This is a genomic window from Ciceribacter sp. L1K22 (assembly GCF_017599385.1).
Taxonomy (GTDB): domain Bacteria; phylum Pseudomonadota; class Alphaproteobacteria; order Rhizobiales; family Rhizobiaceae; genus Allorhizobium.
Genome location: NZ_JAGFPK010000001.1, coordinates 1,964,036 through 1,988,896, shown reverse-complemented (window position 1 = coordinate 1,988,896; position 24,861 = coordinate 1,964,036). Strand labels below are relative to the sequence as shown.

23 protein-coding genes are annotated in these 24,861 nt (G+C 65.0%); 4 read left to right on the top strand and 19 right to left on the bottom strand.

Annotation, left to right across the window (positions count from 1 at the left end; genetic code table 11):
- Window positions 1-44 precede the first annotated feature (44 nt).
- A complete protein-coding gene (trmFO, locus tag J5J09_RS09965) occupies window positions 45-1,460 on the top strand; it encodes a methylenetetrahydrofolate--tRNA-(uracil(54)-C(5))-methyltransferase (FADH(2)-oxidizing) TrmFO (RefSeq protein WP_208549717.1) in 1,416 nt (471 codons plus the stop codon).
- A gap of 10 nt (window positions 1,461-1,470) precedes the next feature.
- Here trmFO and J5J09_RS09960 read toward each other — a convergent pair whose 3' ends face one another.
- The 5 genes from J5J09_RS09960 to yajC all read right to left on the bottom strand — a co-directional run bounded on the left by J5J09_RS09960 (window position 1,471) and on the right by yajC (window position 6,266).
- Entirely contained in the window at window positions 1,471-1,932 is a 462-nt protein-coding gene (locus J5J09_RS09960) for a hypothetical protein (protein ID WP_208549714.1), read from the bottom strand.
- Window positions 1,933-2,021: 89 nt separating this feature from the next.
- Window positions 2,022-2,876: a squalene/phytoene synthase family protein gene (locus J5J09_RS09955; RefSeq protein ID WP_208549713.1), complete on the bottom strand. Its 855-nt coding sequence runs from the start codon at window positions 2,874-2,876 to the stop codon at window positions 2,022-2,024.
- A gap of 32 nt (window positions 2,877-2,908) precedes the next feature.
- On the bottom strand, window positions 2,909-3,307 hold the full coding sequence (locus J5J09_RS09950; RefSeq protein WP_208553508.1) for an Mth938-like domain-containing protein: 399 nt from the start codon (window positions 3,305-3,307) through the stop codon (window positions 2,909-2,911).
- Between the two features lie 4 nt (window positions 3,308-3,311).
- Complete coding sequence (gene secDF / locus J5J09_RS09945; protein WP_208549710.1) at window positions 3,312-5,861, bottom strand: protein translocase subunit SecDF; 2,550 nt, start codon at window positions 5,859-5,861, stop codon at window positions 3,312-3,314.
- A gap of 57 nt (window positions 5,862-5,918) precedes the next feature.
- Entirely contained in the window at window positions 5,919-6,266 is a 348-nt protein-coding gene (yajC, locus tag J5J09_RS09940; protein WP_208549708.1) for a preprotein translocase subunit YajC, read from the bottom strand.
- A gap of 216 nt (window positions 6,267-6,482) precedes the next feature.
- Here yajC and J5J09_RS09935 point away from each other — a divergent pair, with 216 nt between their 5' ends.
- Window positions 6,483-7,352, top strand: a complete 870-nt coding sequence (locus tag J5J09_RS09935; protein ID WP_208549700.1) for an ATP-binding protein — start codon at window positions 6,483-6,485, stop codon at window positions 7,350-7,352.
- Between the two features lie 63 nt (window positions 7,353-7,415).
- On the opposite strand, the gene J5J09_RS09930 is transcribed toward J5J09_RS09935, so the two are convergent.
- The 14 genes from J5J09_RS09930 to J5J09_RS09865 form a co-directional block, all read right to left on the bottom strand.
- The gene (locus tag J5J09_RS09930) at window positions 7,416-8,783 is read right to left on the bottom strand and encodes a peptidoglycan DD-metalloendopeptidase family protein (RefSeq protein ID WP_208549699.1); all 1,368 of its coding nucleotides are present in this window, start codon (window positions 8,781-8,783) and stop codon (window positions 7,416-7,418) included.
- A gap of 144 nt (window positions 8,784-8,927) precedes the next feature.
- On the bottom strand, window positions 8,928-9,569 hold the full coding sequence (locus J5J09_RS09925) for a protein-L-isoaspartate(D-aspartate) O-methyltransferase (protein ID WP_208549695.1): 642 nt from the start codon (window positions 9,567-9,569) through the stop codon (window positions 8,928-8,930).
- An 8-nt stretch (window positions 9,570-9,577) separates the two neighbouring features.
- On the bottom strand, window positions 9,578-10,351 hold the full coding sequence (gene surE / locus J5J09_RS09920) for a 5'/3'-nucleotidase SurE (RefSeq protein WP_208549692.1): 774 nt from the start codon (window positions 10,349-10,351) through the stop codon (window positions 9,578-9,580).
- Between the two features lie 11 nt (window positions 10,352-10,362).
- On the bottom strand, window positions 10,363-11,646 hold the full coding sequence (gene serS / locus J5J09_RS09915; protein WP_208549689.1) for a serine--tRNA ligase: 1,284 nt from the start codon (window positions 11,644-11,646) through the stop codon (window positions 10,363-10,365).
- 98 nt (window positions 11,647-11,744) lie between these two features.
- A complete protein-coding gene (gene tatC, locus J5J09_RS09910) occupies window positions 11,745-12,554 on the bottom strand; it encodes a twin-arginine translocase subunit TatC (protein ID WP_208549687.1) in 810 nt (269 codons plus the stop codon).
- Window positions 12,551-13,240, bottom strand: coding sequence for a Sec-independent protein translocase protein TatB (tatB, locus tag J5J09_RS09905; protein ID WP_208549684.1), 690 nt, complete (start codon window positions 13,238-13,240; stop codon window positions 12,551-12,553). Before tatB ends, tatC begins: the two co-directional genes overlap by 4 nt.
- A 54-nt stretch (window positions 13,241-13,294) precedes the next feature.
- Window positions 13,295-13,489 carry a twin-arginine translocase TatA/TatE family subunit gene (locus tag J5J09_RS09900; RefSeq protein ID WP_208549682.1) on the bottom strand — a complete coding sequence of 65 codons (195 nt, stop codon included), beginning with the start codon at window positions 13,487-13,489 and terminating at the stop codon, window positions 13,295-13,297.
- Between the two features lie 42 nt (window positions 13,490-13,531).
- Window positions 13,532-14,632 carry an ABC transporter ATP-binding protein gene (locus J5J09_RS09895; protein WP_208553505.1) on the bottom strand — a complete coding sequence of 367 codons (1,101 nt, stop codon included), beginning with the start codon at window positions 14,630-14,632 and terminating at the stop codon, window positions 13,532-13,534.
- A gap of 91 nt (window positions 14,633-14,723) precedes the next feature.
- Window positions 14,724-15,401: an SMC-Scp complex subunit ScpB gene (gene scpB, locus J5J09_RS09890; protein WP_208553498.1), complete on the bottom strand. Its 678-nt coding sequence runs from the start codon at window positions 15,399-15,401 to the stop codon at window positions 14,724-14,726.
- Between the two features lie 54 nt (window positions 15,402-15,455).
- Window positions 15,456-16,313, bottom strand: a complete 858-nt coding sequence (locus J5J09_RS09885; protein ID WP_246745821.1) for a ScpA family protein — start codon at window positions 16,311-16,313, stop codon at window positions 15,456-15,458.
- Complete coding sequence (gene nagZ / locus J5J09_RS09880; RefSeq protein WP_208549681.1) at window positions 16,313-17,329, bottom strand: beta-N-acetylhexosaminidase; 1,017 nt, start codon at window positions 17,327-17,329, stop codon at window positions 16,313-16,315. The genes J5J09_RS09885 and nagZ overlap by 1 nt, the downstream gene beginning before the upstream one ends.
- A gap of 120 nt (window positions 17,330-17,449) precedes the next feature.
- On the bottom strand, window positions 17,450-20,461 hold the full coding sequence (locus J5J09_RS09875; protein WP_208549678.1) for an SPOR domain-containing protein: 3,012 nt from the start codon (window positions 20,459-20,461) through the stop codon (window positions 17,450-17,452).
- Between the two features lie 63 nt (window positions 20,462-20,524).
- Window positions 20,525-22,285, bottom strand: coding sequence for an arginine--tRNA ligase (gene argS / locus J5J09_RS09870; protein ID WP_208549673.1), 1,761 nt, complete (start codon window positions 22,283-22,285; stop codon window positions 20,525-20,527).
- Window positions 22,286-22,343: 58 nt separating this feature from the next.
- On the bottom strand, window positions 22,344-23,561 hold the full coding sequence (locus J5J09_RS09865) for a deoxyguanosinetriphosphate triphosphohydrolase (RefSeq protein WP_208549671.1): 1,218 nt from the start codon (window positions 23,559-23,561) through the stop codon (window positions 22,344-22,346).
- 178 nt (window positions 23,562-23,739) lie between these two features.
- On the opposite strand from J5J09_RS09865, the gene erpA reads away from it, so the two are divergent.
- Window positions 23,740-24,072: an iron-sulfur cluster insertion protein ErpA gene (gene erpA, locus J5J09_RS09860; protein ID WP_208549670.1), complete on the top strand. Its 333-nt coding sequence runs from the start codon at window positions 23,740-23,742 to the stop codon at window positions 24,070-24,072.
- Window positions 24,069-24,857 carry an exodeoxyribonuclease III gene (gene xth / locus J5J09_RS09855; RefSeq protein ID WP_208549669.1) on the top strand — a complete coding sequence of 263 codons (789 nt, stop codon included), beginning with the start codon at window positions 24,069-24,071 and terminating at the stop codon, window positions 24,855-24,857. The genes erpA and xth overlap by 4 nt, the downstream gene beginning before the upstream one ends.
- Window positions 24,858-24,861 lie beyond the last annotated feature (4 nt).

The window sequence follows — 24,861 nt, the reverse complement described above, 5'->3', positions numbered from 1 at the left end:
AATCGACGATTGGCGTGGCCGAACCGCCGTGATAATCAGCCGCCATGACAAAAGACACTTCCCCTGCCCCCATCCACGTCATCGGCGGCGGTCTCGCCGGCTCCGAGGCCGCCTGGCAGATCGCCGAGGCCGGCGTTCCGGTCATCCTGCATGAAATGCGCGGCGTGCGCGGCACCGATGCCCACAAGACCGACGGGCTTGCCGAACTGGTCTGCTCCAATTCCTTCCGCTCCGACGACGCGACGGCGAATGCCGTCGGCGTGATCCATGCGGAAATGCGGCTTGCCGGTTCGCTGATCATGGCCTGCGCCGACAAGCACCAGGTACCGGCCGGCGGAGCGCTTGCAGTCGATCGCGATGGCTTTTCGGACGCGGTGACCGCCGCGATCCACGGCCATCCGCTTGTCACCGTCACCCGCGAGGAAGTGACCGGCCTGCCGCCAAAGGATTGGGATCTGGCGATCATCGCCACGGGTCCGCTCACCTCTCCGGCGCTCGCCGACGCGATCCGTGCGGAAACCGGCGAGGACGCGCTGGCCTTCTTCGACGCCATCGCGCCGATCGTGCATCGCGACAGCATCGACATGGACATCTGCTGGTACCAGTCGCGCTACGACAAGGTGGGACCCGGCGGCACCGGCAAGGACTACATCAACTGCCCGATGGACGAGGCGCAGTACAATGCCTTCATCGACGCGCTGATCGCGGCCGATACCGTCGGCTTCAAGGAATGGGAGGGTACGCCCTATTTCGACGGCTGCCTCCCGATCGAGATCATGGCGGAGCGCGGCCGCGAGACGCTGCGGCACGGGCCGATGAAGCCAATGGGCCTCACCAATGCGCATAACCCGGCTGTGAAGCCCTATGCGGTGGTGCAGCTTCGCCAGGACAATGCGCTCGGCACGCTTTACAACATGGTCGGCTTCCAGACGAAGCTCAAATACGGCGCGCAGGCCGACATCTTCCGGATGATTCCCGGACTGCAGAACGCCGAGTTCGCACGGCTCGGCGGCCTGCATCGCAACACCTACATCAACTCGCCTGTCCTGCTCGACCCGTCGCTGCAGTTGAAGAGCCGGACCGGCCTGCGCTTTGCCGGGCAGATCACAGGCTGCGAAGGCTATGTCGAGAGCGCATCGATCGGGCTATTGGCCGGCCGGTTCGCGGCCGCCGACCGCAAGGGCGAGATGGTGCGCCTGCCGCCGGCGACGACGGCGCTCGGCTCGCTGCTCAACCACATTACCGGCGGTCACCTCGTCAGCGACGAGGAGCCGGGTAAGCGGTCATTCCAGCCGATGAACGTGAATTTCGGGCTGTTTCCGGAACTCGAACCCGGATCGATCGTCAAGCCTGATGGCGTCAAGCGCTTCCGCGGCAAGGACAAGTCGATCATGAAGAAGCAGCTGATGGCCGAGCGCGCGCTCACCGACTGCAAGGGCTGGCTGTCGGAAGACCTCTGAGGGCGACGGCTCAGCTCGTCGCCTTGCCCTGCGTCTCCGCCACCTCGATGTCCGACGGCGCGACGTAATTTCCCAGAAGCCAAAGAGAGACTTCGGCCGCCTGCTGCGGCGTGGCGAAGGTGAACTCGCCGTTGTGGAACGGCGCGTCGAGGAATTCGACCGCAAAGTCGGTATCCTTCGCGAGCGGCCTGACGCGCACCGTCCCGGGCTCGATCAGGTGGCAGGCGTAATGGTTGCGCATATGGCGCATGAAGCCGGCCTTGTTGTCGTGCAGGCGTACGAAGACGGCCTGACCGTTGGCAGTCGCGTGCAGCGCGCGGATCGCCTCGTTCGGAAAAGCGCGGCCGAATTCGAGAATCGCAAGACCCGTGTCGTGCAGGTCGTCATCCTCCTCCTGTTTCGACATGCGCGTCGAAAACCAGGCGAGCAGGAGAACAATGACGAGGATTACGGCCCAGACGAAATAGCTCAAAACCTGTCTCCACGGCAAACGGCCATCAACTTCCCGTGAGAGATAACAGCCGAGGCTTGCGCGAAGTGTGACCGGCCTCCGGCCCTCAGTCAGAGGCGGCGCAGCATCAGGAACCGCAGCATGCGCCACTGGCGGCGGAGCTGCGACGGCCGCAGATCGCGATCCAGACCATCGGCTCCGGCGCGCGCCGCGCGATCGAGCACGGGTGCTGCAAGGGTCGCCGTCAGGAAAGCGGGCGCGAGAGACGGCGACGGGCGCCCTGCCCGCCTTGCCTTTTCCAGATGTTCGCGCCCGAGGCCCGCGAAGGCCTCAATGGCCGCGCCGATCCTTTGCCGGTCCTCGCCAGCGAGAAAGGCCTCGCGGTCAAGACCGACGGCGGAGAGCAGCTGGAGCGGCAGGTAAAGCTGGCCGCGGCGGCGATGGAGCGGCATCAGAAGGATGAGCCCGGCAGTCGTCTGGGCGATCCCCGCATGACCTGCGGTCTCGGCGTGGCGCGCGGCGTCCGCCGGATCGAGCACGAGGCCGGTCAGTTGGATCAGCGCCGACGCGGTCTCGCCGGCATAGCCTTCCAGCATTCCGCGCGTCTCGATCGGGTCGTCGTAGAGATCGAACAGCCGGGCCTCGACCATGGCCTGAAGGGGCGCAAGCGGCAGGCGGTAACGTTCGATGGCGGCAAGCAGGCCGGCGGCGACGGGGTTTGCTTCGGTCGAGCCGTGGCCCTTGCCGTCGAGCAAATCGCGCCAGTATTGCAGGCGAATTTCGCCCGGCAGCGGTTCGCGCACGAGATCGCGGATGCGGGCGAGCTCGGCGCTGAAGGCATAAAGGGCAGCGATCGCCGGACGCTTGTCCGCAGGTGACAGAAGGCAGGCGAGATAACGGTCGCGATCAATCTCGCGCAGCAGGTCGAGGCAGATCGCCCCGTTGTCGCTCGCTTCCTGCGTCACAGCGTCAACTTTCTCTTGTCTGTCGTTCGGGCTCAGACCGCGATCAGGGCCGCGGCGACGGCGCGCTGTTCGGCCAGCATGATGTTATACGTGCGCACGGCGGCGCCGGTTCCCATCGGGTCGCTGGAAATGCCGGCGGCACGCAGCGCTTCCTTCACCGGGGCCGGAATCGGGCGAAGCCGCGATCCCGTGCCGACCAGCAGAACCTCTATGCCGTCAGCGTCGGCGATCACCTTGGCAAGGCTTTCGACGGTCAGCGGTTCGTCTTCCGTCATCTGCCAGCCGTGAATGCCAGACGGCAGCAGCAGAAGCGAACCGCGATGCGACATGTCGGCGAAGCGGAAACCGCCATTGCCATAGGCATCGATCGGCGCGCGGCCCGGAAAATGCGCCTCACGGATGACGATCCCCTTGGTCGGGCCAAGCACCATTGCGTCAGGCCCGCGCCTTGCCACCGGCAAGCTCGTCCTTGCCTTCCCCCTGGAAGGTCTCCGGACGCAGCTTGAAGGCGATAAGCACGGGGGCCGCGATGTAGACCGACGAGAAGGTACCGACCAGCACGCCGAACAGCATGGCGAGCGTGAAGGAGGCAATGACCTCGCCGCCGAAGAAGTAGAGGGCCGCGAGCGCCAGCATGGTCGTCGTGCCGGTCAGGACCGTACGCGACAGGGTCTGGTTGATCGAGCTGTCGATCACGACGTCGAGCGGCATCTTCTTGTAGCGCCTGAGGTTCTCGCGCATTCGGTCGTAGACGACGACGGTGTCGTTCAGCGAATAGCCGATGATCGTCAGGATCGCGGCGATACTCGTCAAGTTGAACTCGATACCGAGGAAGACGAAGAGGCCGATGGTCAGGATGACATCGTGCAGCGTCGCGATGATGGCACCAACGGCGAACTGCCACTCGAAGCGGAACCAGATATAGATGAGGATTGCGAACAGCGCCGCGGCGACGCCAAGGGTGGCGGTCTCGGTCAGCTCGCTCGACACGGAGGGGCCAACCACCTCGACACGACGGAACTCGTACTGGTCCTCGATCTCCCCGCGAATGGCAGACAGCGCCGACTGCTCGGCATTTTCGCCGCCCTCCTGGGCCTGGACACGGATCAGGACGCTCGATGGATCGCCGAAACCCTGGGCCTGGATTTCGCCGAGGTTCAATTCGTTGAGGCGCGAGCGCAGGTCGGCGATGTCGGCATTGCCCTGGCGGGCCTTGACCTCGATGATCGAGCCGCCGGTGAAGTCGATGCCAAGATTGAGGCCGAGCGTGGTGAAGCCGACGAGCGAGGCGATCGACAGGGCGCCGGCGATGGCGAAGGTAAACCGGCGGATCGACATGAACGGGATGTTCTGCGTGTCGAAGATGCCGGTGCGGATGCCCTTCGGCAGATGCTTCGGGCGCTGCCAGCGATACCAGGTGGCGACCAGCCAGCGGGTCAGCGTGAAGGCGGTGAAGACGGTGGTCACGATACCGATGGCGAGCGTCACGGCGAAGCCGCGCACGGGGCCGGAGCCGAGGAAGAACAGCACGACGGCGGCGATCAGCGTCGTCAGGTTGGCGTCGACGATGGTGGCGAAGGCCTTGGTAAAGCCGGTCTCGATCGCCTGCACAAGGGATCGACCCGCCTTTGCCTCCTCGCGGATACGTTCGTAGACCAGAACGTTGGAGTCCACCGCCATGCCCATGGTGAGCACGATGCCGGCGATGCCGGGCAGCGTCAGCGTCGAGCCGATCAGGCTGAGCAGTGCCAGGATCATCACGACGTTGAAGGTCAGCGCGATATTGGCCATCAGGCCGAACGAGCCGTAGAAGCCAAGCATGAAGACGACGACGGCGATGGCGCCGATGATACTGGCGGTGATGCCGGCATTGATCGAGTCCTGGCCGAGGCCGGGGCCGACGGTGCGTTCCTCGACGACGGTGAGCGTCGCCGGCAGTGCGCCGGCGCGCAGCAGGACCGCGAGGTCATTGGCGCCCTCGACCGTGAAATTACCGGAAATCTGGCCGGAGCCGCCGACGATCGGTTCGCGGATGACCGGCGCGGAGATGACCTGATCGTCAAGAATGATCGCGAACGGGCGACCGACATTCTGCTGCGTCGCCTGGGCGAAACGCTGGGCGCCGCGACTGTCGAAACGGAAGGTGACGACGGGCTCGTTGGTCTGCTGGGCGAAGCTCGCCTGGGCGTCGACGAGGTTTTCGCCCGAGACAAGCACCTGCTTCTCGACAAGATACGGCACGGCAGGATCGTCGGCCGAATAGAGAACCTCGGACGACGCCGGCGGACGGCCGTTGATCGCTTCCTCGACCGGCATGGTGGTGTCGACCATGCGGAAGGAGAGCTTGGCGGTCTGGTTGAGCAGGGCCTTCAGGCGCTGCGGATCCTGGAGGCCCGGCACCTGGACGATGATGCGGTCGTCGCCCTGGCGCTGGATCAGAGGTTCAGTGGTCCCGAGTTCGTCGACGCGGCGGCGCACGACCTCGATCGACTGGGTGAGCGCGGAGCTCACACGGTAATTGATGCCCTCGTCGGTGAGGCGCAGGCGCAGAAGCCCGTCCTCGCCGTCCTCGATCACCACTTCCTGGACCGTGCCGCCCGTCAGGCCGCCGGCGTTGACCGGCGTGGTGATGTCGCGCAGCGCTTCGCGGGCGGCATCAACCTGGCTGGCATCGACAATCCGGACCTGGACCTGCTGGCCGACACCGGACAGACCGGTGTAGCGGATACCGGCCTCGCGCAGCGCGGCGCGGATGTCGCCGACGGTGGTCTCGAGCCGCTCCTTGACGATATCGTCGCGCTCGAGCTTCAGCATGATGTGCGAGCCGCCCTGAAGGTCGAGACCCAGGGTTACCTTGCTGGTCGGCAGGAAGGACGGAAACCGCTCCAGCTGCTCGTCGCTGAACATGTTCGGCATGGCCACGATAATGCCGACCAGCACGGTCAGCCAAATGAACATTGTCTTCCAGCGGGAATAGTGAAGCATATGGGTCTCGATATCTGGGAAGGTATGGGGTCGGTGCGGGCCGCTATGGCCCGCCCGTCAGGCGGCCGTTTCGGTCTTGACCGGTTCGCCCTTGACGCGCACTTCGGCGATGTAGGCGCGCACGGCGCGGATCTTGACGCCCTCGGCGATCTCGACCTCGAGGTCGTTGTCGTCGATGACCTTCGTCACCTTGCCGGAAATGCCGCCGCCCAGAACGACCTGGTCGCCACGACGGATGGCCGAAAGCGTTTCCTGACGCTTCTTCATCTGCTGGCGCTGCGGACGGATCAGGAAGAAGTACCACACCACCATCAGCGGCGCGAACAGGAACAGCATCTCCAGACCGGAGCCGAACGCCGCGGGTGTGGCAGCCGCATCCTGGGCAAATGCCGGGGTAATGAACATAGGAAACTCCCTCATCTTATTCGTGAATGCACGGGTCTCTCCGTCCCGCGTCAGGCCGCCGGAATATAGTGGCGAGCGGGGCGAATGCAACCGAAACAGCCGGCTGGCGTACCGTTTTTCAGCCTCTTACCCTTTCGACCGTCAAATTGCCATGCTAGGCGCCGGAAAAAGCGGACATGCCCCGGCAATGCCGGAGAATTGAACGGGAGGTTATCCATGTCGGAACGCATCAAGGACCTGATCTCGGAAGTTCGTCGCCTGGCTGACGCAATGGAGCGGCTGGCCGGACCGGCGCCGGCGGACAACGACTGGGAGGCAGCCGACTGCTTCGTCTGGGCGCCGCAGCGGCGCCATCTCCAGCCGGTGCCGCGTCCGAACCGCGTGGCGCTGACGCTGATCCGCGGCGTCGACCGGGTGCGCGACATCCTGCACGAGAACACGGCGCGCTTCGCCGAGGGCTTTCCCGCCAACAACGTGCTGCTGTGGGGCGCGCGCGGCATGGGCAAGTCCTCGCTGGTGAAGGCCGTTCACGCCGATATCCGCGCTGACGGCTTCAACCTGCTGAAACTTGTCGAGGTGCATCGCGAGGACATATCGAGCCTGCCGGAACTTCTCGACCTGATCAAGGCGACGCAGTACCGGGTCATCGTGTTCTGCGACGACCTGTCGTTCGACCATGACGATACCGCCTACAAGTCGCTGAAGGCGGCGCTCGACGGCGGCATCGAGGGGCGCCCGGACAATGTGCTGTTCTATGCGACCTCCAACCGGCGCCATCTCCTGCCGCGCAACATGATCGAGAACGAGCAGTCGACGGCGATCAATCCGTCGGAAGCGGTCGAGGAAAAGGTCTCGCTGTCTGACCGCTTCGGCCTCTGGCTCGGCTTCCACAAGTGCAGCCAGGACGACTACCTGACGATGATCGATGGCTACGCCGAGCATTTCAGCCTGCCGCTGGAGCGCGAGCAACTGCACCGCGAGGCGCTGGAATGGGCGACCACGCGTGGCGGACGATCGGGCCGCGTGGCCTGGCAGTACATCCAGGATCTCGCAGGGCGACTGCGCGTGCAGACGGATCGCGACTAGTACCCCAAACGCAAGAAAGGCCCGGCAGAACCGGGCCTTCCTCGATCTTCCTGGTACGCACTACTATTCCAGGAATGTCATGGGGTCGACGGGTGTCGCATCCTTGCGCACCTCGAAGTGCAACATCGGGCGGGTGGCGCTGCCGCTCATACCAGACGTGGCGATCTGCTGGCCGCGCTGGACCTTCTGGCCGCGCTGGACCGAGAGATTGTCGGCGTGACCGTAGACGGTGACGGTACCATCGTCGTGGCGGACGAGAACCGTGTTGCCGAGTTCCTTCAGACCATTGCCGGCATAGATGACGACACCGTTTTCCGCGGCCTTGACGGCGGTGCCGGCTGGCACCGAGATGTCGATACCGTCATTGCGCTTGCCATCGACGTTCTGGCCGTAACGGGCAACCACGGCGCCGGTGACCGGCCAGCGGTACTTGCCGATGCCGGTCGCGGCCGGCGCGGTTTCCTTGGTGTCGATGGAGGCGACTTCGGAAACGCTTTCCTTCGGCGGCTGGTAGGCGGCGGGTGCCGGCTTGGCATCGGCCTTTGCCGGAACGGAGGCGGTTTTGACGTCGTCGGTCTTCGACGCGGCGCCGGCCGGAAGCTTCAGCGTCTGTCCGACGCGGATGGTCGCGGTGGTCAGGCCGTTGGCCGACTTCAGCGCGTCGATCGGGGTGCCGGTTTCCTTCGAGATCTTCGCAAGCGAATCACCCGGCTTCACGGTGTAGGTGTTGCCGCCCGACGCACCGTTGGAAGCGACCGTCTTTGCCGGATCGGCCGAGCCCGACTGCTGCTTGTCGCGGCTGGACGGCGTCGTCGGCAGGACGGCGACCTTCTGCTCCTCTGCCGGCTTCGGCATGGGTTTTGGCGCAGTCGGCAACGAAGCCGGTTCGGCCGCGGAACGTGCTGCGACAGCCTGAGGCGCCGGTGTCGGGTTTGAACCGGTGGTGATGGAATCTTCCGGCGGCACGATCGGCCGGTTTGCGCTGGCCGTCTGCGAGGCAGCGGGTGCGGCGGGGAACGGCTGAGCGAGCGCTTCCTGGCGGGCGGTGGAGGCCGGTGCCGCGGAGGCGACGCCGGGCGACGCCAGTTCGGAGCGCTGAATCGATGCACGAGCCGGCGACGAGGTGCCGATCGTGCCGTAGGACGGCTGGGCCGGATACGGCTGCGACAGCGCCTGCTGGCGATTGGAATAGTCGGGCTGTTGCGCGGCCGGCATCGACGATCCGGCGACATCGGCGGACGGAACCGGCGCCTGGCCATTGAGGCCGGCATCACCGCGCCGGATGGAGGCGGTGGTCAGGGTATCCTGGGAGAAGATGCCGCTGAACCGCGACGCGTCGGAGCTGCAGCCGGCGGCAGCACCGGCAAGAAGCACGGCGGCGACGGCGCGGGCGACGGACTTGCCGGATTTCAGCGATACACTCATACGCATAACTCGTTCCACTCATACGCAACTCGAGACGGTTTTATTAAAGCGCGTTAGTGTTACTGGCGGGTTAACCGACACGAATCGTTATGAATAATTTCGATCTGTCGAACATATCGGGCTTCCCCGATTTATGCTCCTGCCCTTGCCTCACAGGCTCTGCGCGACCCTCGACTCGAGCGGCAGATAGGGTGTCTCGAAGAAGTCCTCGCGCTCGAAACGGCTGCCCGTCTTGGTGAGGCGGACCATTACGTAGCGCCCCTCCTCCACGGCGACGGGAACAACCGCGACACCGCCGGAGACCATCTGCTCGGCGAGAAAGCGCGGCATCTGGGAAAAGCCGGCGGTGGCCACGATCCGGTCGAACGTACCTTCGCCCGGCACGCCCGAGGAGCCGTCGGCCTGGCGCAGGACAACGTTGCGGAGCCCGTGCTCGTCGAGACGGCGCTGGGCGGCGGCGATCAGGGTACTGAACCTGTCGAGCGAGAGAACCCGCTCGGCCAGGCGGCCAAGCACCGTCGTCATGAAGCCACTGCCGGTGCCGATCTCCAGCACCCGGTGGCCGGGCTTGACGTTCAACTTGTGGAGGATGCGGACAGCCAGATCGGCGCCCTCCATGAAGGAACCGCAATCGATCGGGATGGTGCGGCTGGAATAGGCCTGATCGACGAACTGGGCCGGCACGAAGCGCGAGCGCTGGGTTTGTTCGACGGCGGTCAGGAGATCGAGATCGGAAATGCCCTCGGCCCTCAGACGCAAGACCAGCGCCGCGAAGCCTTCCTTTTCGATCATCCCTGTCTTCAACGGCCGACCCCGAAGCCAAGCGCCCGGCCGACAGCGTCCTGAGCGGAATAGTCCGTCGTATCGATCTTCAGCGGCGACACGGAGATCTTGTTGTCCTGGATCGCCTTGATATCGGTACCTTCGCGGAAGCGGTCGCCGCGATTGCCGAAGCGCAGCCAGTAATACGGGAAGCCACGGCCATCGGCGCGCTCCTCGACCTCCAGGCCGAAGTCGAGCTTGCCCTGCGAGGTCACCTCGATGCCCTGCACTTCCGACGGCGCGCAGCGCGGGAAGTTGACATTCAGGAAGGTGCCGGCCGGTAGATCGGCCTTGAGCAGTTGCTCGATCAGTTTCGGACCCAGCGTCTCCGCGACCTCCCACGGTATGACGCGGCCTCCGTTGGTGTAGTCGTAAAGCTGGCTGAGCGCGATGGAGCGAACGCCCTGCAGCGTGCCCTCGATGGCGCCGGCGACCGTGCCGGAATAGGTGACGTCGTCGGCGAGGTTGCCGCCGGCATTGACGCCAGAAAGAACCAGATCGGGCTTTTCGTCCATCAGTTCGCGGATCGCCATGATCACGCAATCGGTCGGGGTGCCGCGCAGCGCGAAGCGCTTGTCGTCGATGCGGCGCAGGCGCAAGGGTTCGGAAATCGTCAGCGAGTGGGCGAGACCGCTCTGATCGGTCTCGGGCGCGACGACCCAGACGTCGTCGGTCAACGTCCGGGCGATGCGTTCGAGAGCCGCCAGACCCTCGGCATGGATGCCGTCGTCATTGGTCAGCAATATCCGCATCGTCTTTTTCCTCACGCTGCCTTTTCGATCCTGGTGATACCGCCCATGTAGGGCAGCAGCACGTCGGGAACAGTGATCGACCCATCCTCGTTCAGGTAGTTTTCCATGACCGCGATCAGGCAGCGGCCGACGGCAACGCCGGAGCCGTTCAGCGTATGGACGAAGGTCGTGCCCTTGTCATCCTTGCCGCGATAGCGGGCGTTCATGCGCCGCCCCTGGAAATCGCCGCAGACGGAGCACGACGAAATTTCGCGGTAGGTGTCCTGTCCGGGCAGCCAGACCTCGATGTCGTAGGTCTTGCGCGCGCCGAAGCCCATGTCGCCGGTGCAAAGCGTCATCGTGCGGAAATGCAGGCCGAGCCGCTTCAGCACGGTTTCGGCGCATTCGGTCATGCGCTCGTGTTCGGCGATCGAGCTTTCGGCGTCGGTGATCGAGACGAGCTCGCACTTCCAGAACTGGTGCTGGCGCAGCATGCCGCGGGTGTCGCGGCCGGCGGAGCCGGCTTCCGAACGGAAGGACGGTGTCAGCGCGGTGAAACGCAGCGGCAGCTTGTCCTGCTCGAGGATTTCCCCGGAGACGAGATTGGTCAGCGTGACCTCCGCCGTCGGAATCAGCCAGCGGCCGTCGGTGGTCTTGAACAGGTCCTCGGCGAATTTCGGAAGCTGACCCGTGCCGTACATGGCCTCATCGCGCACCATCAGCGGCGACGAGACTTCCGTATAGCCGTGCTCGGTGGTGTGCAGGTCGAGCATGAACTGGCCGAGCGCCCGTTCCAGCTTTGCGAGCTGCGACGTGAGCACCGTGAAGCGGGCGCCGGAGAGCTTGGCCGCGCGGTCGAAATCCATGTAGCCGAGGGCTTCGCCGATTTCGTAGTGCTCCTTCGCGGCATGGTTCCAGCCGGGTTTCTGGCCGACGGTGCGCTTGACGACATTGTCGTGTTCGTCCTTACCGACAGGCACGTCGTCGAGCGGGATATTGGGGATGCGCGACAGGGCGTCGGTCAGTTCGGCGGTGAGCTTGCGCTCCTCCTCTTCGGCCGAAGGCAGCGTGTCCTTCAGGGTGGCGACCTCGGCCTTCAGCTTTTCGGCGAGCTCGGTGTTCTTCTGCGCCATGGCCGCGCCGATCTCCTTGGAGGCGGCGTTGCGGCGGGACTGCATTTCCTGCATCGAATGGACGACGGCGCGGCGCTTCTCGTCGAGCGAGATCAGGCCGGCGGCCAGCGGTTGTGCGCCACGCTTGGCGAGCGCGGCGTCGAGAGCCTCGGGATTGTCGCGGATCCATTTGATGTCAAGCATTGGGCTTACCAGGGTTCGTCAGAAAAAGAGATGAACCCCGCACGACGATGCGGGGCCGGCATCGGCGCCATGCGGGCGCGGCCACTGGAGAGAACCGGTTAGGGCTCGTCCACCTCGTCCGGAGCAGCGACCTCGGTCTTCGCCCGGTTGCGCTCCACGAGTCGCGCCGCATAGATGGCTATCTCGTAGAGAAGGATGGTGGGCAGTGCAAGACCGATCTGGGAGATCGGATCGGGCGGTGTCAGGACGGCTGCGACGACGAAGGCGACGACGATGAAATACTTGCGCTTGTCGGCAAGCCAGCTGCTTTGCAGCAGGCCGACGCGGGCAAGCAGCGTGGTCACGACGGGCAGCTGGAAGACCAGTCCGAAGGAGATCACCAGCGTCATGATCAGGCTCAGATACTCAGACACCTTCGGCATCAGCGAGATCGCCACCTCGCCATCGGCCGGCGCCTGCTGCATCGCCAGGAAGAACCACATGACCATGGGGGTGAAGAAGAAGTAGACCAGCGCGCCGCCGAGCAGAAAGAGCAGTGGCGACGCAATCAGAAACGGCAGGAATGCCGCCCGCTCGTTCTTGTAGAGGCCGGGTGCCACGAACTTGTAGATCTGCGAGGCGATGATCGGGAAAGCGATCACCAGCGCGCCGAACATCGCCACCTTGATCTGGGTGAAGAAGAATTCCTGTGGCGCTGTGTAGATGAGTTCCGCCTTGTTGACGTCGAGACCCGCCCAGGTCACCGCCCATTTGTAGGGCACGACCAGCAGGTTGAAGAGGTCCTTGGCGAAGAAGAAGCAGACGATGAAGGCGATGAAAAACGCGCCAAGCGACCAGATCAACCGGGTGCGGAGCTCGATCAGATGTTCGAGGAGCGGCTGCGGCTTGTCTTCGATATCCCCGCTCATGCCTTGTCCTTCGTGGTCGTTGCGGTCTTGCGGCGAGCCGGCGCCTTGCGGGCGGGCGCGGGTTTCGCAGGTTCAGCCGGCTTCGGTTCAGCAGCAGGCTTGGCGGCCTTGGGCTTGCGGGCCGGAGCCTTCGCGTTGTCCGTAGGAACGGCAACTGCTGGAGCCGCAGCCTTCGCGTGCTTCGTGACGGGCTTGGCCGCAGGGGTCTTGGCCGTCTTGCTCGATTTGGCCGGCTTGGCCTTCGCCTGCTCGCCTGCCGGTGCTGCGGGCGCCGGATCGGCCTGCTTCACCAGATCGGATGTGACGGGTGGAAGCGGAGACGGCATTTCCGGCAAAGGGGCGGACTTCGCCTCGGACGTGGCGGCCGCCGTTCCAGCAGCGGCGGTCGTTGCCTTGCCGATATCGGAGCGAATGCTGTCGCCGGCCTCACGAAGCGGGCTGATTGCGTCGCGAACCACCGATGCGGGATTAAACTTCCTAACGTCCGAGATGCTGCGACCGACATCCTCGAGGTCCGCTTCGCGCAGCGCCTCGTCGAACTGCGAACGGAACTCGCCGGCGGTGCGACGCAGCTTCGTCATCATCTTGCCGAAGGCCCTCAGCATGGGCGGCAAGTCCTTCGGCCCCACCACGACGATCAGGATCACCGCGACGACGAGCAGTTCGCTCCAGCCAATATCGAGCATTAGGAAGGCTCCTGAACCGGCGGCAACAGGACGCGCCGCCGTTACGCCGATGCGTTACTTGGTTTCGTCGGCCTTGTGCTCGACGTTCTTCGGATGGTTGTCCGCAGCGTCGTCGTCGGACATGCCCTTCTTGAAGCTCTTGATCCCCTTGGCCAAGTCGCCCATGAGCTCCGGAATCTTGCCGCGGCCGAAGAGAAGCAGGACGATCGCCAGAACGATCAGCCAGTGCCACACGCTGAAAGAACCCATTACTGCAACTCCTTGTTTTTGCGTCACACCGATGTAAGGGGTTTAACGCTCTTTTTCAAACACCAAAATGTCGTGAGGCTTCACATTCACAGTGACCTCCCTGACGCCTGTCGGCAGGAGGTCGGCGCGGATACGCGCGCGCACCGGCTGGTCCGAGCCCGGCACGGCAAGTTCCAGCATTTCCACCACGCCGAGGAAGCGGCGCGACAGGATGCGCGCGGGGATCGCGCCACCGGTTTCGCGGACATCCACGGCCGACAGGCGGACCGCCGCCGAGCAGGCGGCTTCCTCCGCAAGGCCACCGGCCGGCACCGCGCCGAGCGGCGTCTCGACCATGCCGGCCCGGACGCGGCCGGAAAACTCGTTGATCTCGGAGAAGAAACCGGCCGCGAAGAGATCGGCTGGACGACGATAAAGCTCGTCCGCTGTGCCAACCTGCACAAGCCGGCCCTCCCGCAGAAGCGCAATGCGGTCGGCCATGCGCATGGCCTCCTCGGCATCGTGGGTGACGACGATGGCCGTGGCGCGGCTTTCCCGCAGGATCGCCAGCGTGTCGGCGCGAATGGTGTCCTTGAGACGGGAGTCGAGGCCCGAGAACGGCTCGTCCATCAGGAGAACGCCCGGACGCGGCGCCAGCGCACGGGCAAGGGCCACGCGCTGCTGCTCGCCGCCGGACAGCACGTGCGGATAGGACTGGGCGTAGCGCGACAGGCCGACGCGCTCCAGTGCCACCATCGCCTCCGCAGCCGCCTCGCGGGCGGGAAGCGCGGTCAGGCCGAACTGCACGTTCTTCAGGATGGTCATGTGCGGAAAGAGCGCGAAGTCCTGGAACATCAGACCGATGCCGCGCTTTTCAGGCGGCAGGAAGACATCGGGACCGGCAACCTCGCGATCGTTGATCACGACACGGCCTTGGGACTGCGCCTCGATGCCGGCGGCGATCCGCAGGAGGGTCGTCTTGCCCGAACCGGAGGGACCGAGCAGGCAGAGCACCTCGCCGGGTTCTGCGGTCAGGGTTACGCCCCTTATCGTCGGCTTGCCGTGATAGGCGTGGCGGACATCCTCAAAGCCGAGCCGCGCGGCGAAGGTGACAGCAGCGCGCCGCCCGGTGCCGCCGGTCTCTGAGGATGCGGCCGGGCGCATCGTCGCTGGACTTTGGATACTGTTCATTCTGCCTGCCACGGCCGTCAGCGCTGTTGTTGCGCCCGGCCGGTCGTCCGTACGAAAGATGACCCTATTCGTCCGGTTCTCCGCCGGGAGTCAAGAGGCCGAGTTCCTCCAAGTCGAGCGGGGTGATCGGATCCTCGTCCTCGGTGAGTTCGTCGCCGAGGTTCGGGAGCGGCATGTTGAAGCCCGGCGGGATACGGCCGGAGAGCAGTCCGGCGGACTTCAATTCCTCCATGCCGGGCAGGTCGCGGAGCTCCTCGAGGCCGAAATGATCGAGGAAGTCACGGGTGGTGCCAAGCGTGACCGGGCGCCCGGGCGAGCGGCGGCGGCCGCGGAATCGCACCCAGCCGGCTTCCATCAGCACGTCCAGCGTGCCCTTAGACGTCTGCACGCCGCGGATCTCCTCGATCTCGGCCCGTGTCACCGGCTGGTGATAGGCAATGATTGCAAGCACTTCCAGCGCGGCGCGCGAGAGCCTGCGAACCTCGTTGTCTTCCTTGCGGATGGCAAAGGATAGGTCGGCGGCGGTGCGGAACGCCCAATGGTCGGAGACCTGAACGAGATTGACGCCACGGCTCGCATACTCCGTCTTCAACTGCTCCATCAGCGGCCGGACCTCGATGCCTCTGGGCAGGCGCTCGGCGAGAAAACCCTCCGACACCGGTTCGGCCGAGGCGAAGACCAGGGCTTCGGCGATGCGCAGCGCCTCGCGCAGCGTTCGCTCGTCGATCGAAACAGGCTCCATTTCCTCGGGCGGCAAAGAGTCGCGGTCGTCGTCAACGTCGGTCAATGGCCGTCCTCAGAGGGGCGGGCCGGCGACGGGAGCCGGCTGCGGGTTGGATCGCAGGAAAATCGGCTCAAAGGCCGATTCCTGCCTGATCTGCAGGCGTCCCTCGCGCACCAGCTCCAGCGAGGCAGCGAAGGCAGAGGCGATCGCCGTGACACGCTCCTCGGGTCGTGTCAGGTAGCGCAGCAGATAACTCTCGAGCACGGTCCAGTCACCGATCTCGCCGATCATGCGCGACAGAAGCTCGCGGGCATCCGACAGCGACCAGACCTGGCGGCGCTCGATCGTTACCTGCGTGATCGCCTGGCGCTGGCGCAGCGCGGCATAGGCGCTGAGCAGATCGTAGAGCGAGGCATCGAAGGCGGACTGGACACGGTCCGGCATGTGCTCCGGCTGACCACGCTGGAAGACGTCGCGGCCAAGACGATTGCGATTGATCAGACGGCTTGCCGCCTCGCGCATGGCTTCCAGCCGCTTCAGGCGGAAGGCCAGCGTCGCGGCCATTTCCTCGCCCGAGGGACCATCGTCCTTCGACTGCTGCGGGATCAGCAGGCGCGATTTGAGGTAGGCGAGCCAGGCGGCCATGACGAGATAATCGGCGGCGAGCTCGATGCGGATGCGCCGCGCGCTCTCGACGAACTGGAGGTACTGCTCGGCGAGCGCCAGGACCGAGATGCGCGACAGGTCGACCTTCTGGGTCCGGGCAAGATGCAAGAGCAGGTCCAGCGGGCCTTCAAAGCCGGCGACGTCGATCAGGAGCGCCGGTTCGCCGGCGGCGCGATCGACCTCCGCGTCGCTCCACAGCCGGTCCATCGGCGTCAACTGGGTGGCGCGGTTGCCGGTCGAGGGCGTTCCGGGTTGCTGGGCCATCAGGCGGCGGCTCCCATCTCGTCGAACTCGGCGCGGATCACGGCCTCGTCGGCGGGCTCGCTCCGCTCCAGCGCGGCTTCGACGGCCCGGGCGCGTTCAAGCGAGGCGCCGGCAAGCGGTCCGACCTCCGCGGCAACCGCCCTCATCTCCTCCATCACGCCATTGCAGTGGAGCACCACATCGCAGCCGCCGGTGACGATGGCGCGGGCACGTTCGCCGATGGTGCCCTTCAGCGCATTCATCGACACGTCATCGGACATCAGCAGGCCGTTGAAGCCGATCGAACCGCGGATGATCTCCTGTATGACCTTGGGCGACGTCGTCGCCGGGCGCTCGGGATCGATCGCGGTAAAGACGATGTGGGCGCTCATCGCCATCAGGGCGTCCGCCATTCGGCGGAAGGGCACGAAGTCATGCGCTTCCAGGTCTTCCAGCGACGCCGTCACCACAGGCAGTTCATGATGGGAATCGGCCATGCCGCGACCGTGGCCCGGCACGTGCTTCATCACCGGCAGCACACCGCCTGACAAAAGCCCTTGCGCGGCCGCCGCACCCATGGCCGCGACCGTCTCGGGGTCGGTACCGTAGGCGCGGTCGCCGATGACGTTGCTGGCACCCTCGACCGGCACATCCAGCACCGGCAGGCAATCGACGTTGATGCCGAGCTTCTGTAAATCGAAGGCATGCAGGCGCGACATGAGCCAGGCGGCGCGAAGCCCCCTCTCCCGGTCCTGCCGGTAGATGTCGCCCAGCGCCGCCGCCGAGGGATAGCGCGGCGCGATCGGCTCGCGAATACGCTGGACGCGGCCACCTTCCTGGTCGATCAGGACAGGCGCATTCCGTCCACCCACGGTCTCGCGCAGCGATGCCACCAGATCGGTGATCTGCTGCCGCTCGACAAGATTGCGGGCGAAGACGATGAAGCCCCAGGGCTGCTCGGCTTCGAAGAAGGCCTTTTCATTCGGTGTCAGCGCAGGACCGGCGACGCCCAGGATCATTGCTTTTGATTCGCTCATGGCCGTCAGCATAGGGGCTTGACGTGAAAAGCCGAAGGCGGGCGAATCACCATTCACAGGAAAAAGGGCGGAAACGTCGCCGTTTCCGCCCTTTTTATCCGTTGAGACCTGTCGTTTTCGTCACCGTGCGACGAGGCAGGAACCTCCGGCGGCCTTGTAGCGCTCGCAGAGCGAGATCGCCTCTGCGCGCGAACCACCGGGAATGCGCACGCGATAATAGGTTCCCTTGCCTTCGATGTCGGCCCGCTTAATGTCGACACCCTTGCCGCCGATGACGCCGGCGTAGCGCGAGGACAGGCTCTGGTAAGATCTCTGCGCCTCGGCCTCCGAGGGGAGCGATGCGATCTGGACGTAGAATTCCGACGCGGCTGCCGCCGGCGCGGCAGGTTGCGCCGCTTCGGTGGAGGTCGATGCGGGCGTCTGCGTCTCGGTGGCCGGAGCCGGCCGGACATTGCCCTGATCGGTCACTGTGCTGACGACGTCAACCGGTTGCTGGGCAGGCCGTGTGACCGGGACCGGTGCGGAGGTCGCAACCTCTGCCGGAGCGGAATCGGTCTGCGGGGTTTGTGCCGGCGCGGTCGTCTCCGGAGCAGTCGCGGCGGCCGTGACGGTCTCGGTCGCAGCAGGGGTTGCGGCGGGCGCCTCGACAGCTGGCGCGGCCTCAACCGGTGCGGCTACCGTTTGCGTCGCGGACGGCTGTGCGAGAGCCGGCGCGGTCGGCGACGTTGCTTGCGGGGCGGGCTCGTCGATGTCCTGCGCGACCAGGGTGCCGTCGGCACGGACGATCATGGTGCGGACCTTGCGGGGCGCGATGGCGACAGCTTCCGGTTCCGTCGAGGCGGCTGCCGGCTCTTCCGGCTGGCTGCCCGGCAGGAGGCGAGGATCCTCGGTCTCGCCAACCGGCGTTTGTGCCAGAAGGGAGTCATTTTCGCCCTCAAGCGGCAGCGTTTCCGGCAGCAGCGTCTTCTGGACGACGTCGACCGGTTCCTCGCTGCCGGAGATCAGGCTCTCCTGCTTCGGGTCCTCGACAGCGCCCTCGACACGATCGTAGACGGCCTTGTCCTGGTTGGGCACGGCCGTGCCGCCGGGATTTTCGGGAACGATCTTCACCGGATCCTTGTCGGCCAGGATCACCGGCGGCTCGCCCGATGCGATGACGCCGCTGCCCGTTCCCGTCAGCCAGACATATCCACCGCCGGCGGCGAGGACCGCGATCAGCGCGACGGAAGCCGCAAGCAGCAGTCGGCGGCCGCCGGAGCGGCCGGCGGGCTCTTCTTCCCGTTCGATGACGACACGGGTCGCCTGACGTGCCGGGTTGGCGTGCGCCTGACCGAGGGTCTCGCGGAAATCCTCCTCGAGCGCTTTCTCGAACTCGTCGAAATTCTCGACCGGGCCGGATGCGGTCGCAGGGCGCGACGCTGCCGGGGCCGGCGCGACTGCCGCCTGAACCGGCTGTTGCGGCTCGGCGACAGCGGTATCGGCAAAGAGCGTCGCCAGCTCGGAATCGAGATCGATATCGTATTCCGTCCTGTAGACCGGCGGCTCGACCGGCTCAGGCGCCGGGATTTCCGGCACATCGAGGGCGGGGATCGCCGACGGCAAGTCGTCCTGCTCGGAAATCTCGCGCGGGTCGAAGGGCAACGGCTCGTCCACCAGGCTGGCGGGGCCCCTCGTCTCGACCGCCGGACGAACCGGCAAGGGGGCGGCGGCCGTTACCGCCGGTTCGGACCGCGCAGTGACAGGCGTGGAGGCCACGGGGTTCGCGCGGCTCACGGGCTGCGGCGCCGACTGCGGGGCAACAGGTGTGACGGCGGGCGGCGGTGGGGTAAAGGCGCGGGCCGGAGTGGTGACGGCGGCAGCGGCAACCGGCGCGAAAGAGGCGCTGATGGCAGCCGCCGAGGAACCGGCGTTCGCCGGTGTTGCGGCTGCAATCTCCGCCTCGTCGTCCAGTGAAAAGTCCGAGAGGTCGAGCTCCAGATCCTCCAGATCCAGTTCGAACTCGCCATCATGAAGCGGGTCAATGACGGGCTCGGCCGCCGGTACGGCCTGGGGCGCCTGCTGCCAACCGGCAACGATCTCGGCCTCGAGCGACGGCGGCGTCTGGTCAGGAGCAGACCGGGAAACGAACGGACGGGCCTCGACCTCGGCAACGACCTCAGTCTCCGGGGCCTGTGCGAAGCTCATATCGAAATCCGGCTCGCGGCGCGGCGCGGCGGGTTCTTCCGGCGCATCGGCCTCGAAGGGCATGTCGAACGCGGAGAAGTCCGCGAGTGTATCGGCGGGAGCCGGCTCGTTTGCGACGGTAGCGGCCACTTCGGGTTCGGCGAACCGAGGCTGGGCCCAGTCGGGCTCGACCGAAGGCTCGACACGGTGATCTTCGACCGCGGGATAAACCTCCGGCGCAGGCTCGGCGCGTGATGCAGCCGGTTGCGGGGTGGCCCAGCCGAATGCGGCCGCGAGCTCATCTTCCAGAGAGAGAGACGGCGCGGCAGGCGCTGAGACCGGCGCATCCTCGAAAACCGGCTCGCGCGGACTGGGCTTTGCTGCGAAATTGGCGATCGGCAGGTTGAGGCGCGGCGCGGGCGCCACCGGCGGCTCCGGCTCGATAGCCACCTGATCGAAGGAGACGGGCGAGACGGGCGTCGGCTCCTCCTGCGGTTCGGCAATCGCCCATTCGAGTTCGGTCGCGAGATCGTCCTGCGGCGCAAAGCGGTCTTCGAAAGCATAGGTCGCCGGCACGTCCTCGTCGCGAGGCACCACTTCCGGCTCAAGCGCGACAGTGCCGGTGTCGACGGTTTCCCAGGCCAATGACCGGTAATCAGGCTCGGCTGTCAGGGGCGTCTGGAACGGAGGCTCGGGTTCGACGGGCTCGTCAAAACCCGGCTCGACTGGCTCATAGGCCGGACGCTCCTCGGCCACAGCCACCTCAGGCGCAGGGGCCGGCTCCTCGAAGGTCTCGAATTCCCGCAGAAGTTCTTCTTCAAGATCGAAGGCCGGCTCGACCTTCGGCGCGACGGATGGCTGGGATGCAGGCTCGAAACCGACGATCCGGGCAAGCTCCGCCAACGGGTCGTCATCCGCGAAGGAGTCGCCGCCAAATCCACCCTGGAGGGCCGCCTGATGTTTTACCATACCCATTTCCACTCTTTACGCGACAAAACGCTTGCCAGCGCATTGTGGGGAAATGGTGACAGACTACCGCATCTCGTTCGGTGCGTCGGTGCCAGTTATGGCAAGGCCCGACTTCAAAACGGAGGCGACAGCATGCACCAGCCCAAGTCTGGCAATACTCAATTGTCGGTTTTTATCGTTAACAAAGCGTAATTCGGGTTGATCCTTGCCTTTGTTCCAATGTGCATGGAACGAACTTGCCAGATCATAAAGGTAAAATGCAAGGCGATGCGGCTCCTGAGACTGGGCCGCGGCCTCGATTACTCGTGGATATTCTGCGAGCTTGCCGACCAGTTGCACTTCCGCCGGATCGAGACCCGACTGCAGCACCGCGCCGGCAAGATCCAGGTTGTCCGAATCAAGGTCGGGAAAGGCTTCCCGCGCCTGACGGAAGACAGACATGCAGCGGGCGTGGGCGTATTGGACGTAGAAGACCGGATTGTCCTTCGACTGTTCCGTCACCTTGGCGAAGTCGAAGTCGAGCGGCTCGGAACTCTTCCGATAGAGCATCATGAAGCGGACGGGATCGCGACCGACCTCGTCGACGACTTCACGCAGCGTAACGAAATCACCCGAGCGCTTCGACATCTTAACCGGCTCGCCGTTGCGGAAGAGCTTGACCAACTGGCAGAGCAGCACTGTCAGCTTCGATTTGCCGCCGGACACGGCGCGCGCCACGGCTTCCAGCCGCTTCACGTAGCCACCATGGTCGGCGCCGAGGACGTAGATCATCTCGTCGTAGCCGCGATCGAACTTGTCCTTAAAGTAGGCCACGTCGGCGGCGAAGTAGGTGAACGAGCCGTCCGACTTCATCAGCGGACGGTCGATATCGTCGCCGACATCGGTGGAGCGGAACAGCGTTTGTTCGCGGTCTTCCCAGTCCTCCGGCAACTGCCCCTTCGGCGGCGGCAGCTTGCCGCGATAGACATGCCCCTTGAAGGTCAGGTCGTTGATGGCCGACAGGATCGCGGCGCCGTTGCCGGCATGCAGCGTGCGCTCGGAGTAGAACACGTCGTGGTGGACGTTGAGGGTCGCGAGATCGTCGCGGATCATCGCCATCATCATGTCGATCGCCTTGTCCTTGACGATCGGCAGCCACTTTTCCTCGGGCATTGCGAGCAGCTTCTGGCCGTATTCATCTGCCAGCGTCTGGCCGACCGGGACGAGATAGTCGCCCGGATAAAGGCCGGCCGGTATCTCGCCGATGGTCTCGCCCAGCGCCTCGCGATAACGCAGGAAGGCGGAGCGGGCGAGCACGTCGATCTGCGAGCCCGCGTCGTTGATGTAGTATTCCTTGGTCACCTCGTAACCGGCGAAGGCGAGCAGGTTGGCGAGCGCGTCACCGACGACGGCGCCGCGGCAATGGCCGACATGCATGGGACCGGTCGGGTTGGCGGAGACATATTCGACATTGACCTTGCGGCCCTTGCCGACGGTCGAGCGGCCGAAATCTGTGCCGTTCGCGATCAGGTCGGACAGAAGGCGCTGCCAGTATGCGGTCGACAGGCGGAGATTGATGAAGCCGGGACCGGCCACCGTGATCTCGGCGATGTCGGCGTCTTCCTTCAGCTTCTCGGCGATCAGGTCGGCCAGAGCACGCGGATTGGTGCCGAGCGGCTTGGACAGCACCATGGCGGCGTTGGTCGCGGCATCTCCGTGGCTCGGGTCGCGTGGCGGTTCGACGACGATACGGCCGAAATCGAGCTCGCCTCGCTTCGCCTTGACGATGTCCATCTCGTCGAGGGCGGTTTTGATCCTGGCTTCGAAATCGGCAAAAAGGTTCATGTCGTCTGTCCTGCGCGGCGTTGCGGCCATCTGCAATGGAGTGGGAATGCGGCGGGCTCTACCGCAATTCAGGGGTATGGTCAAACAGCTCCCGGTGCGCGCGCACCGCGAACGTATCGGTCATGCCGGCCAGATAGTCGCCGACATGTCGGGCGCGCTGCGGATGATTGAGACCCGGCAGCTGGTTCACCCAGTAGTGGCTCTTCATCAGCGCGGGATCCGCCATGTAGGCATTGAACAGGTCAGACACGATCTGCGCCGCACCGGCGCGGATGCGCATGATGTCCGGGTGGCGGTAGATCCGGGAGAACAGGAGTTTCTTGATCTGCCGGTCCGTCTCGGTCATCGCTTCGGAGAAGGTCGCGATGGTGCGGTCAGCATCGCGCACGTCCTGTGCGGATCGCGGCTTTACCTGCCCTAGCCGTTCCTGCGCCACGCCAATCACATCCTCGACCATGCGGGTGATCTGCCGGCGCATGATCTCGTGGGCGAACCGGTCGGGATCGAGGTGCGGATAGCGGTCGCGGACCTCGCGCATCAGCCCGGCAAGAAAAGGCACGTCCTCCAGCATCTCGAAGGTCAGGTAGCCGGAGCGCAGGCCATCGTCGATGTCATGAGTGTTGTAGGCGATGTCGTCGGAAATCGCCGCGACCTGGGCTTCGAGGCTGGCATAGCTCTCGATTTCAAGGTCGTGAAGCTCCGTGTAGTCGAGGATCGGCTGGGGTACGGGGCCGCGTGTCCCCTGCCCGTCCTTCGTCCGCAAGGGGCCGTTGTGCTTCACGAGACCCTCGAGCGATTCCCAAGTGAGGTTCAGCCCGTCGAACTCGGCGTAGCGGCGCTCCAGCTTTGTGACGATGCGGAGCGACTGGGCGTTGTGGTCGAAGCCGCCATAGGGTTTCAGCGCCTCGTCGAGCGCGTCCTCGCCGGTATGGCCGAAGGGGGTGTGGCCGAAATCGTGGACCAGCGCCACGCCTTCCGCCAAATCCTCGTCGATCTTCAAGGCGCGGGCGAGCGCGCGGGCGATCTGGGCGACCTCGATCGTATGGGTCAGACGGGTCCGGTAATGGTCGCCGTCGGGTCCGATGAAGACCTGCGTCTTGTGTTTCAGGCGGCGGAAGGCGGTGGTGTGGACGATGCGGTCGCGGTCGCGCTGGAACTCCGACCGGGTCGGGCTCGACGGCTCGGCAAACAGGCGACCGCGCGAGCCCCACGGGTCCGAGGCGTAAAGCGCCCTCTCCCCGAAGCCAAATCCGAGTGCCTTGGTGTCGATCGTCATTTCCAGTCCTTGCGGTTCGCCATTGACGCCTTGCCTGCGCCTTCATACCTATAGCCTCATCCGGTGAAACATGCCGGACGAAGCAGGGCAAGTCATAGTATCATGTCTGTCCTTGTCGTGAACTTGACAGACAAGCCCCCATCCCGTTTCTGCGGGCCTTGACCCCGTCGGAGGTAAGATGACCGAGCAAAACGTAACCCTCTCCGAAGCCGCCGCGAAGCGCATCGCCGCGGTCGTCGGCAGCGAAGCCGGCAAAAGCGCGTTGCGCGTCTCCGTCGAAGGCGGCGGCTGTTCCGGCTTTTCCTACAAGTTCGACCTCGAATCGGACCGCGCCGACGACGACATCGTCGTCAGCCGCGACGGAGCGACGGTGCTGATCGATCCGGTGTCGCTGATCTACATGGCCGGTTCCGAGATCGATTTCGTCGACAACCTGATGGGCCAGTCCTTCCAGATCAAGAATCCGAATGCGGTGGCGAGCTGCGGCTGCGGCACGAGCTTCGCCGTATGAAGATCGCCACCTGGAACATCAACGGCGTCAAGGCGCGCATCGCGAACCTCTGCCAGTGGCTGGAACAGTCCTCGCCCGACATCGTCTGCCTGCAGGAGATCAAGTCGGTCGACGAAGGCTTTCCGCGCCTCGAGATCGAGACGCTCGGCTATCATGTCGAGACCCACGGCCAAAAGGGCTTCAACGGCGTCGCGCTCTTGTCGAAGAGCAAGCCGGACGAGGTCAATCGCGGCCTTCCCGGCGACGAGACTGACGAACAGGCCCGCTTCATCGAGGGCGTGTTTTCCGTTCCGGGCGGCGTGATCCGGGTATGCTCGCTCTACCTGCCAAACGGCAATCCGGCCGACGATCCGGTCAAATATCCCTACAAGCTTGCCTGGATGGCGCGGCTCAAGGCATTCGCTCAAGACCGCATGGCGCTTGAGGAGCCGCTGATTCTGGCCGGCGACTACAATGTCATTCCGGAGCCGTACGACTGCCACGACCCGATGGTCTGGGCGGGCGATGCCCTGTTCCTGCCGAAGACGCGCAATGCTTTCCGCGAGCTCGAATATCTCGGCCTCGTCGATGCCGTGCGTGCCTCCACCGATGAAGCCGGCGTTTATACGTTCTGGGACTATCAGGCCGGTGCCTGGCAGAAGAACAACGGTATCCGCATCGATCACCTGCTTCTTTCGCCGGAAGCGACCGACCGCCTGAAGGCGACGGCGATCGAGAAACACGTGCGCAGCTGGGAAAAGCCGTCCGACCACGTTCCCGTCGTTGGTTTCTTCGATTTCGGCTGAGGCG

Excerpts from the sequence above, each read along its gene's own strand:
- trmFO (WP_208549717.1), top strand. The coding sequence starts at position 45 with ATGACAAAAGACACTTCCCCTGCCCCCATCCACGTCATCGGCGGCGGT.
- J5J09_RS09950 (WP_208553508.1), bottom strand. The coding sequence starts at position 3,307 with ATGGTGCTTGGCCCGACCAAGGGGATCGTCATCCGTGAGGCGCATTTT.
- secDF (WP_208549710.1), bottom strand. The coding sequence starts at position 5,861 with ATGCTTCACTATTCCCGCTGGAAGACAATGTTCATTTGGCTGACCGTG.
- yajC (WP_208549708.1), bottom strand. The coding sequence starts at position 6,266 with ATGTTCATTACCCCGGCATTTGCCCAGGATGCGGCTGCCACACCCGCG.
- J5J09_RS09935 (WP_208549700.1), top strand. The coding sequence starts at position 6,483 with ATGTCGGAACGCATCAAGGACCTGATCTCGGAAGTTCGTCGCCTGGCT.
- J5J09_RS09930 (WP_208549699.1), bottom strand. The coding sequence starts at position 8,783 with ATGCGTATGAGTGTATCGCTGAAATCCGGCAAGTCCGTCGCCCGCGCC.
- J5J09_RS09925 (WP_208549695.1), bottom strand. The coding sequence starts at position 9,569 with ATGATCGAAAAGGAAGGCTTCGCGGCGCTGGTCTTGCGTCTGAGGGCC.
- surE (WP_208549692.1), bottom strand. The coding sequence starts at position 10,351 with ATGCGGATATTGCTGACCAATGACGACGGCATCCATGCCGAGGGTCTG.
- serS (WP_208549689.1), bottom strand. The coding sequence starts at position 11,646 with ATGCTTGACATCAAATGGATCCGCGACAATCCCGAGGCTCTCGACGCC.
- tatC (WP_208549687.1), bottom strand. The coding sequence starts at position 12,554 with ATGAGCGGGGATATCGAAGACAAGCCGCAGCCGCTCCTCGAACATCTG.
- tatB (WP_208549684.1), bottom strand. The coding sequence starts at position 13,240 with ATGCTCGATATTGGCTGGAGCGAACTGCTCGTCGTCGCGGTGATCCTG.
- J5J09_RS09900 (WP_208549682.1), bottom strand. The coding sequence starts at position 13,489 with ATGGGTTCTTTCAGCGTGTGGCACTGGCTGATCGTTCTGGCGATCGTC.
- J5J09_RS09895 (WP_208553505.1), bottom strand. The coding sequence starts at position 14,632 with ATGCGCCCGGCCGCATCCTCAGAGACCGGCGGCACCGGGCGGCGCGCT.
- scpB (WP_208553498.1), bottom strand. The coding sequence starts at position 15,401 with ATGGAGCCTGTTTCGATCGACGAGCGAACGCTGCGCGAGGCGCTGCGC.
- J5J09_RS09885 (WP_246745821.1), bottom strand. The coding sequence starts at position 16,313 with ATGGCCCAGCAACCCGGAACGCCCTCGACCGGCAACCGCGCCACCCAG.
- nagZ (WP_208549681.1), bottom strand. The coding sequence starts at position 17,329 with ATGAGCGAATCAAAAGCAATGATCCTGGGCGTCGCCGGTCCTGCGCTG.
- J5J09_RS09875 (WP_208549678.1), bottom strand. The coding sequence starts at position 20,461 with ATGGTAAAACATCAGGCGGCCCTCCAGGGTGGATTTGGCGGCGACTCC.
- argS (WP_208549673.1), bottom strand. The coding sequence starts at position 22,285 with ATGAACCTTTTTGCCGATTTCGAAGCCAGGATCAAAACCGCCCTCGAC.
- J5J09_RS09865 (WP_208549671.1), bottom strand. The coding sequence starts at position 23,561 with ATGACGATCGACACCAAGGCACTCGGATTTGGCTTCGGGGAGAGGGCG.
- erpA (WP_208549670.1), top strand. The coding sequence starts at position 23,740 with ATGACCGAGCAAAACGTAACCCTCTCCGAAGCCGCCGCGAAGCGCATC.
- xth (WP_208549669.1), top strand. The coding sequence starts at position 24,069 with ATGAAGATCGCCACCTGGAACATCAACGGCGTCAAGGCGCGCATCGCG.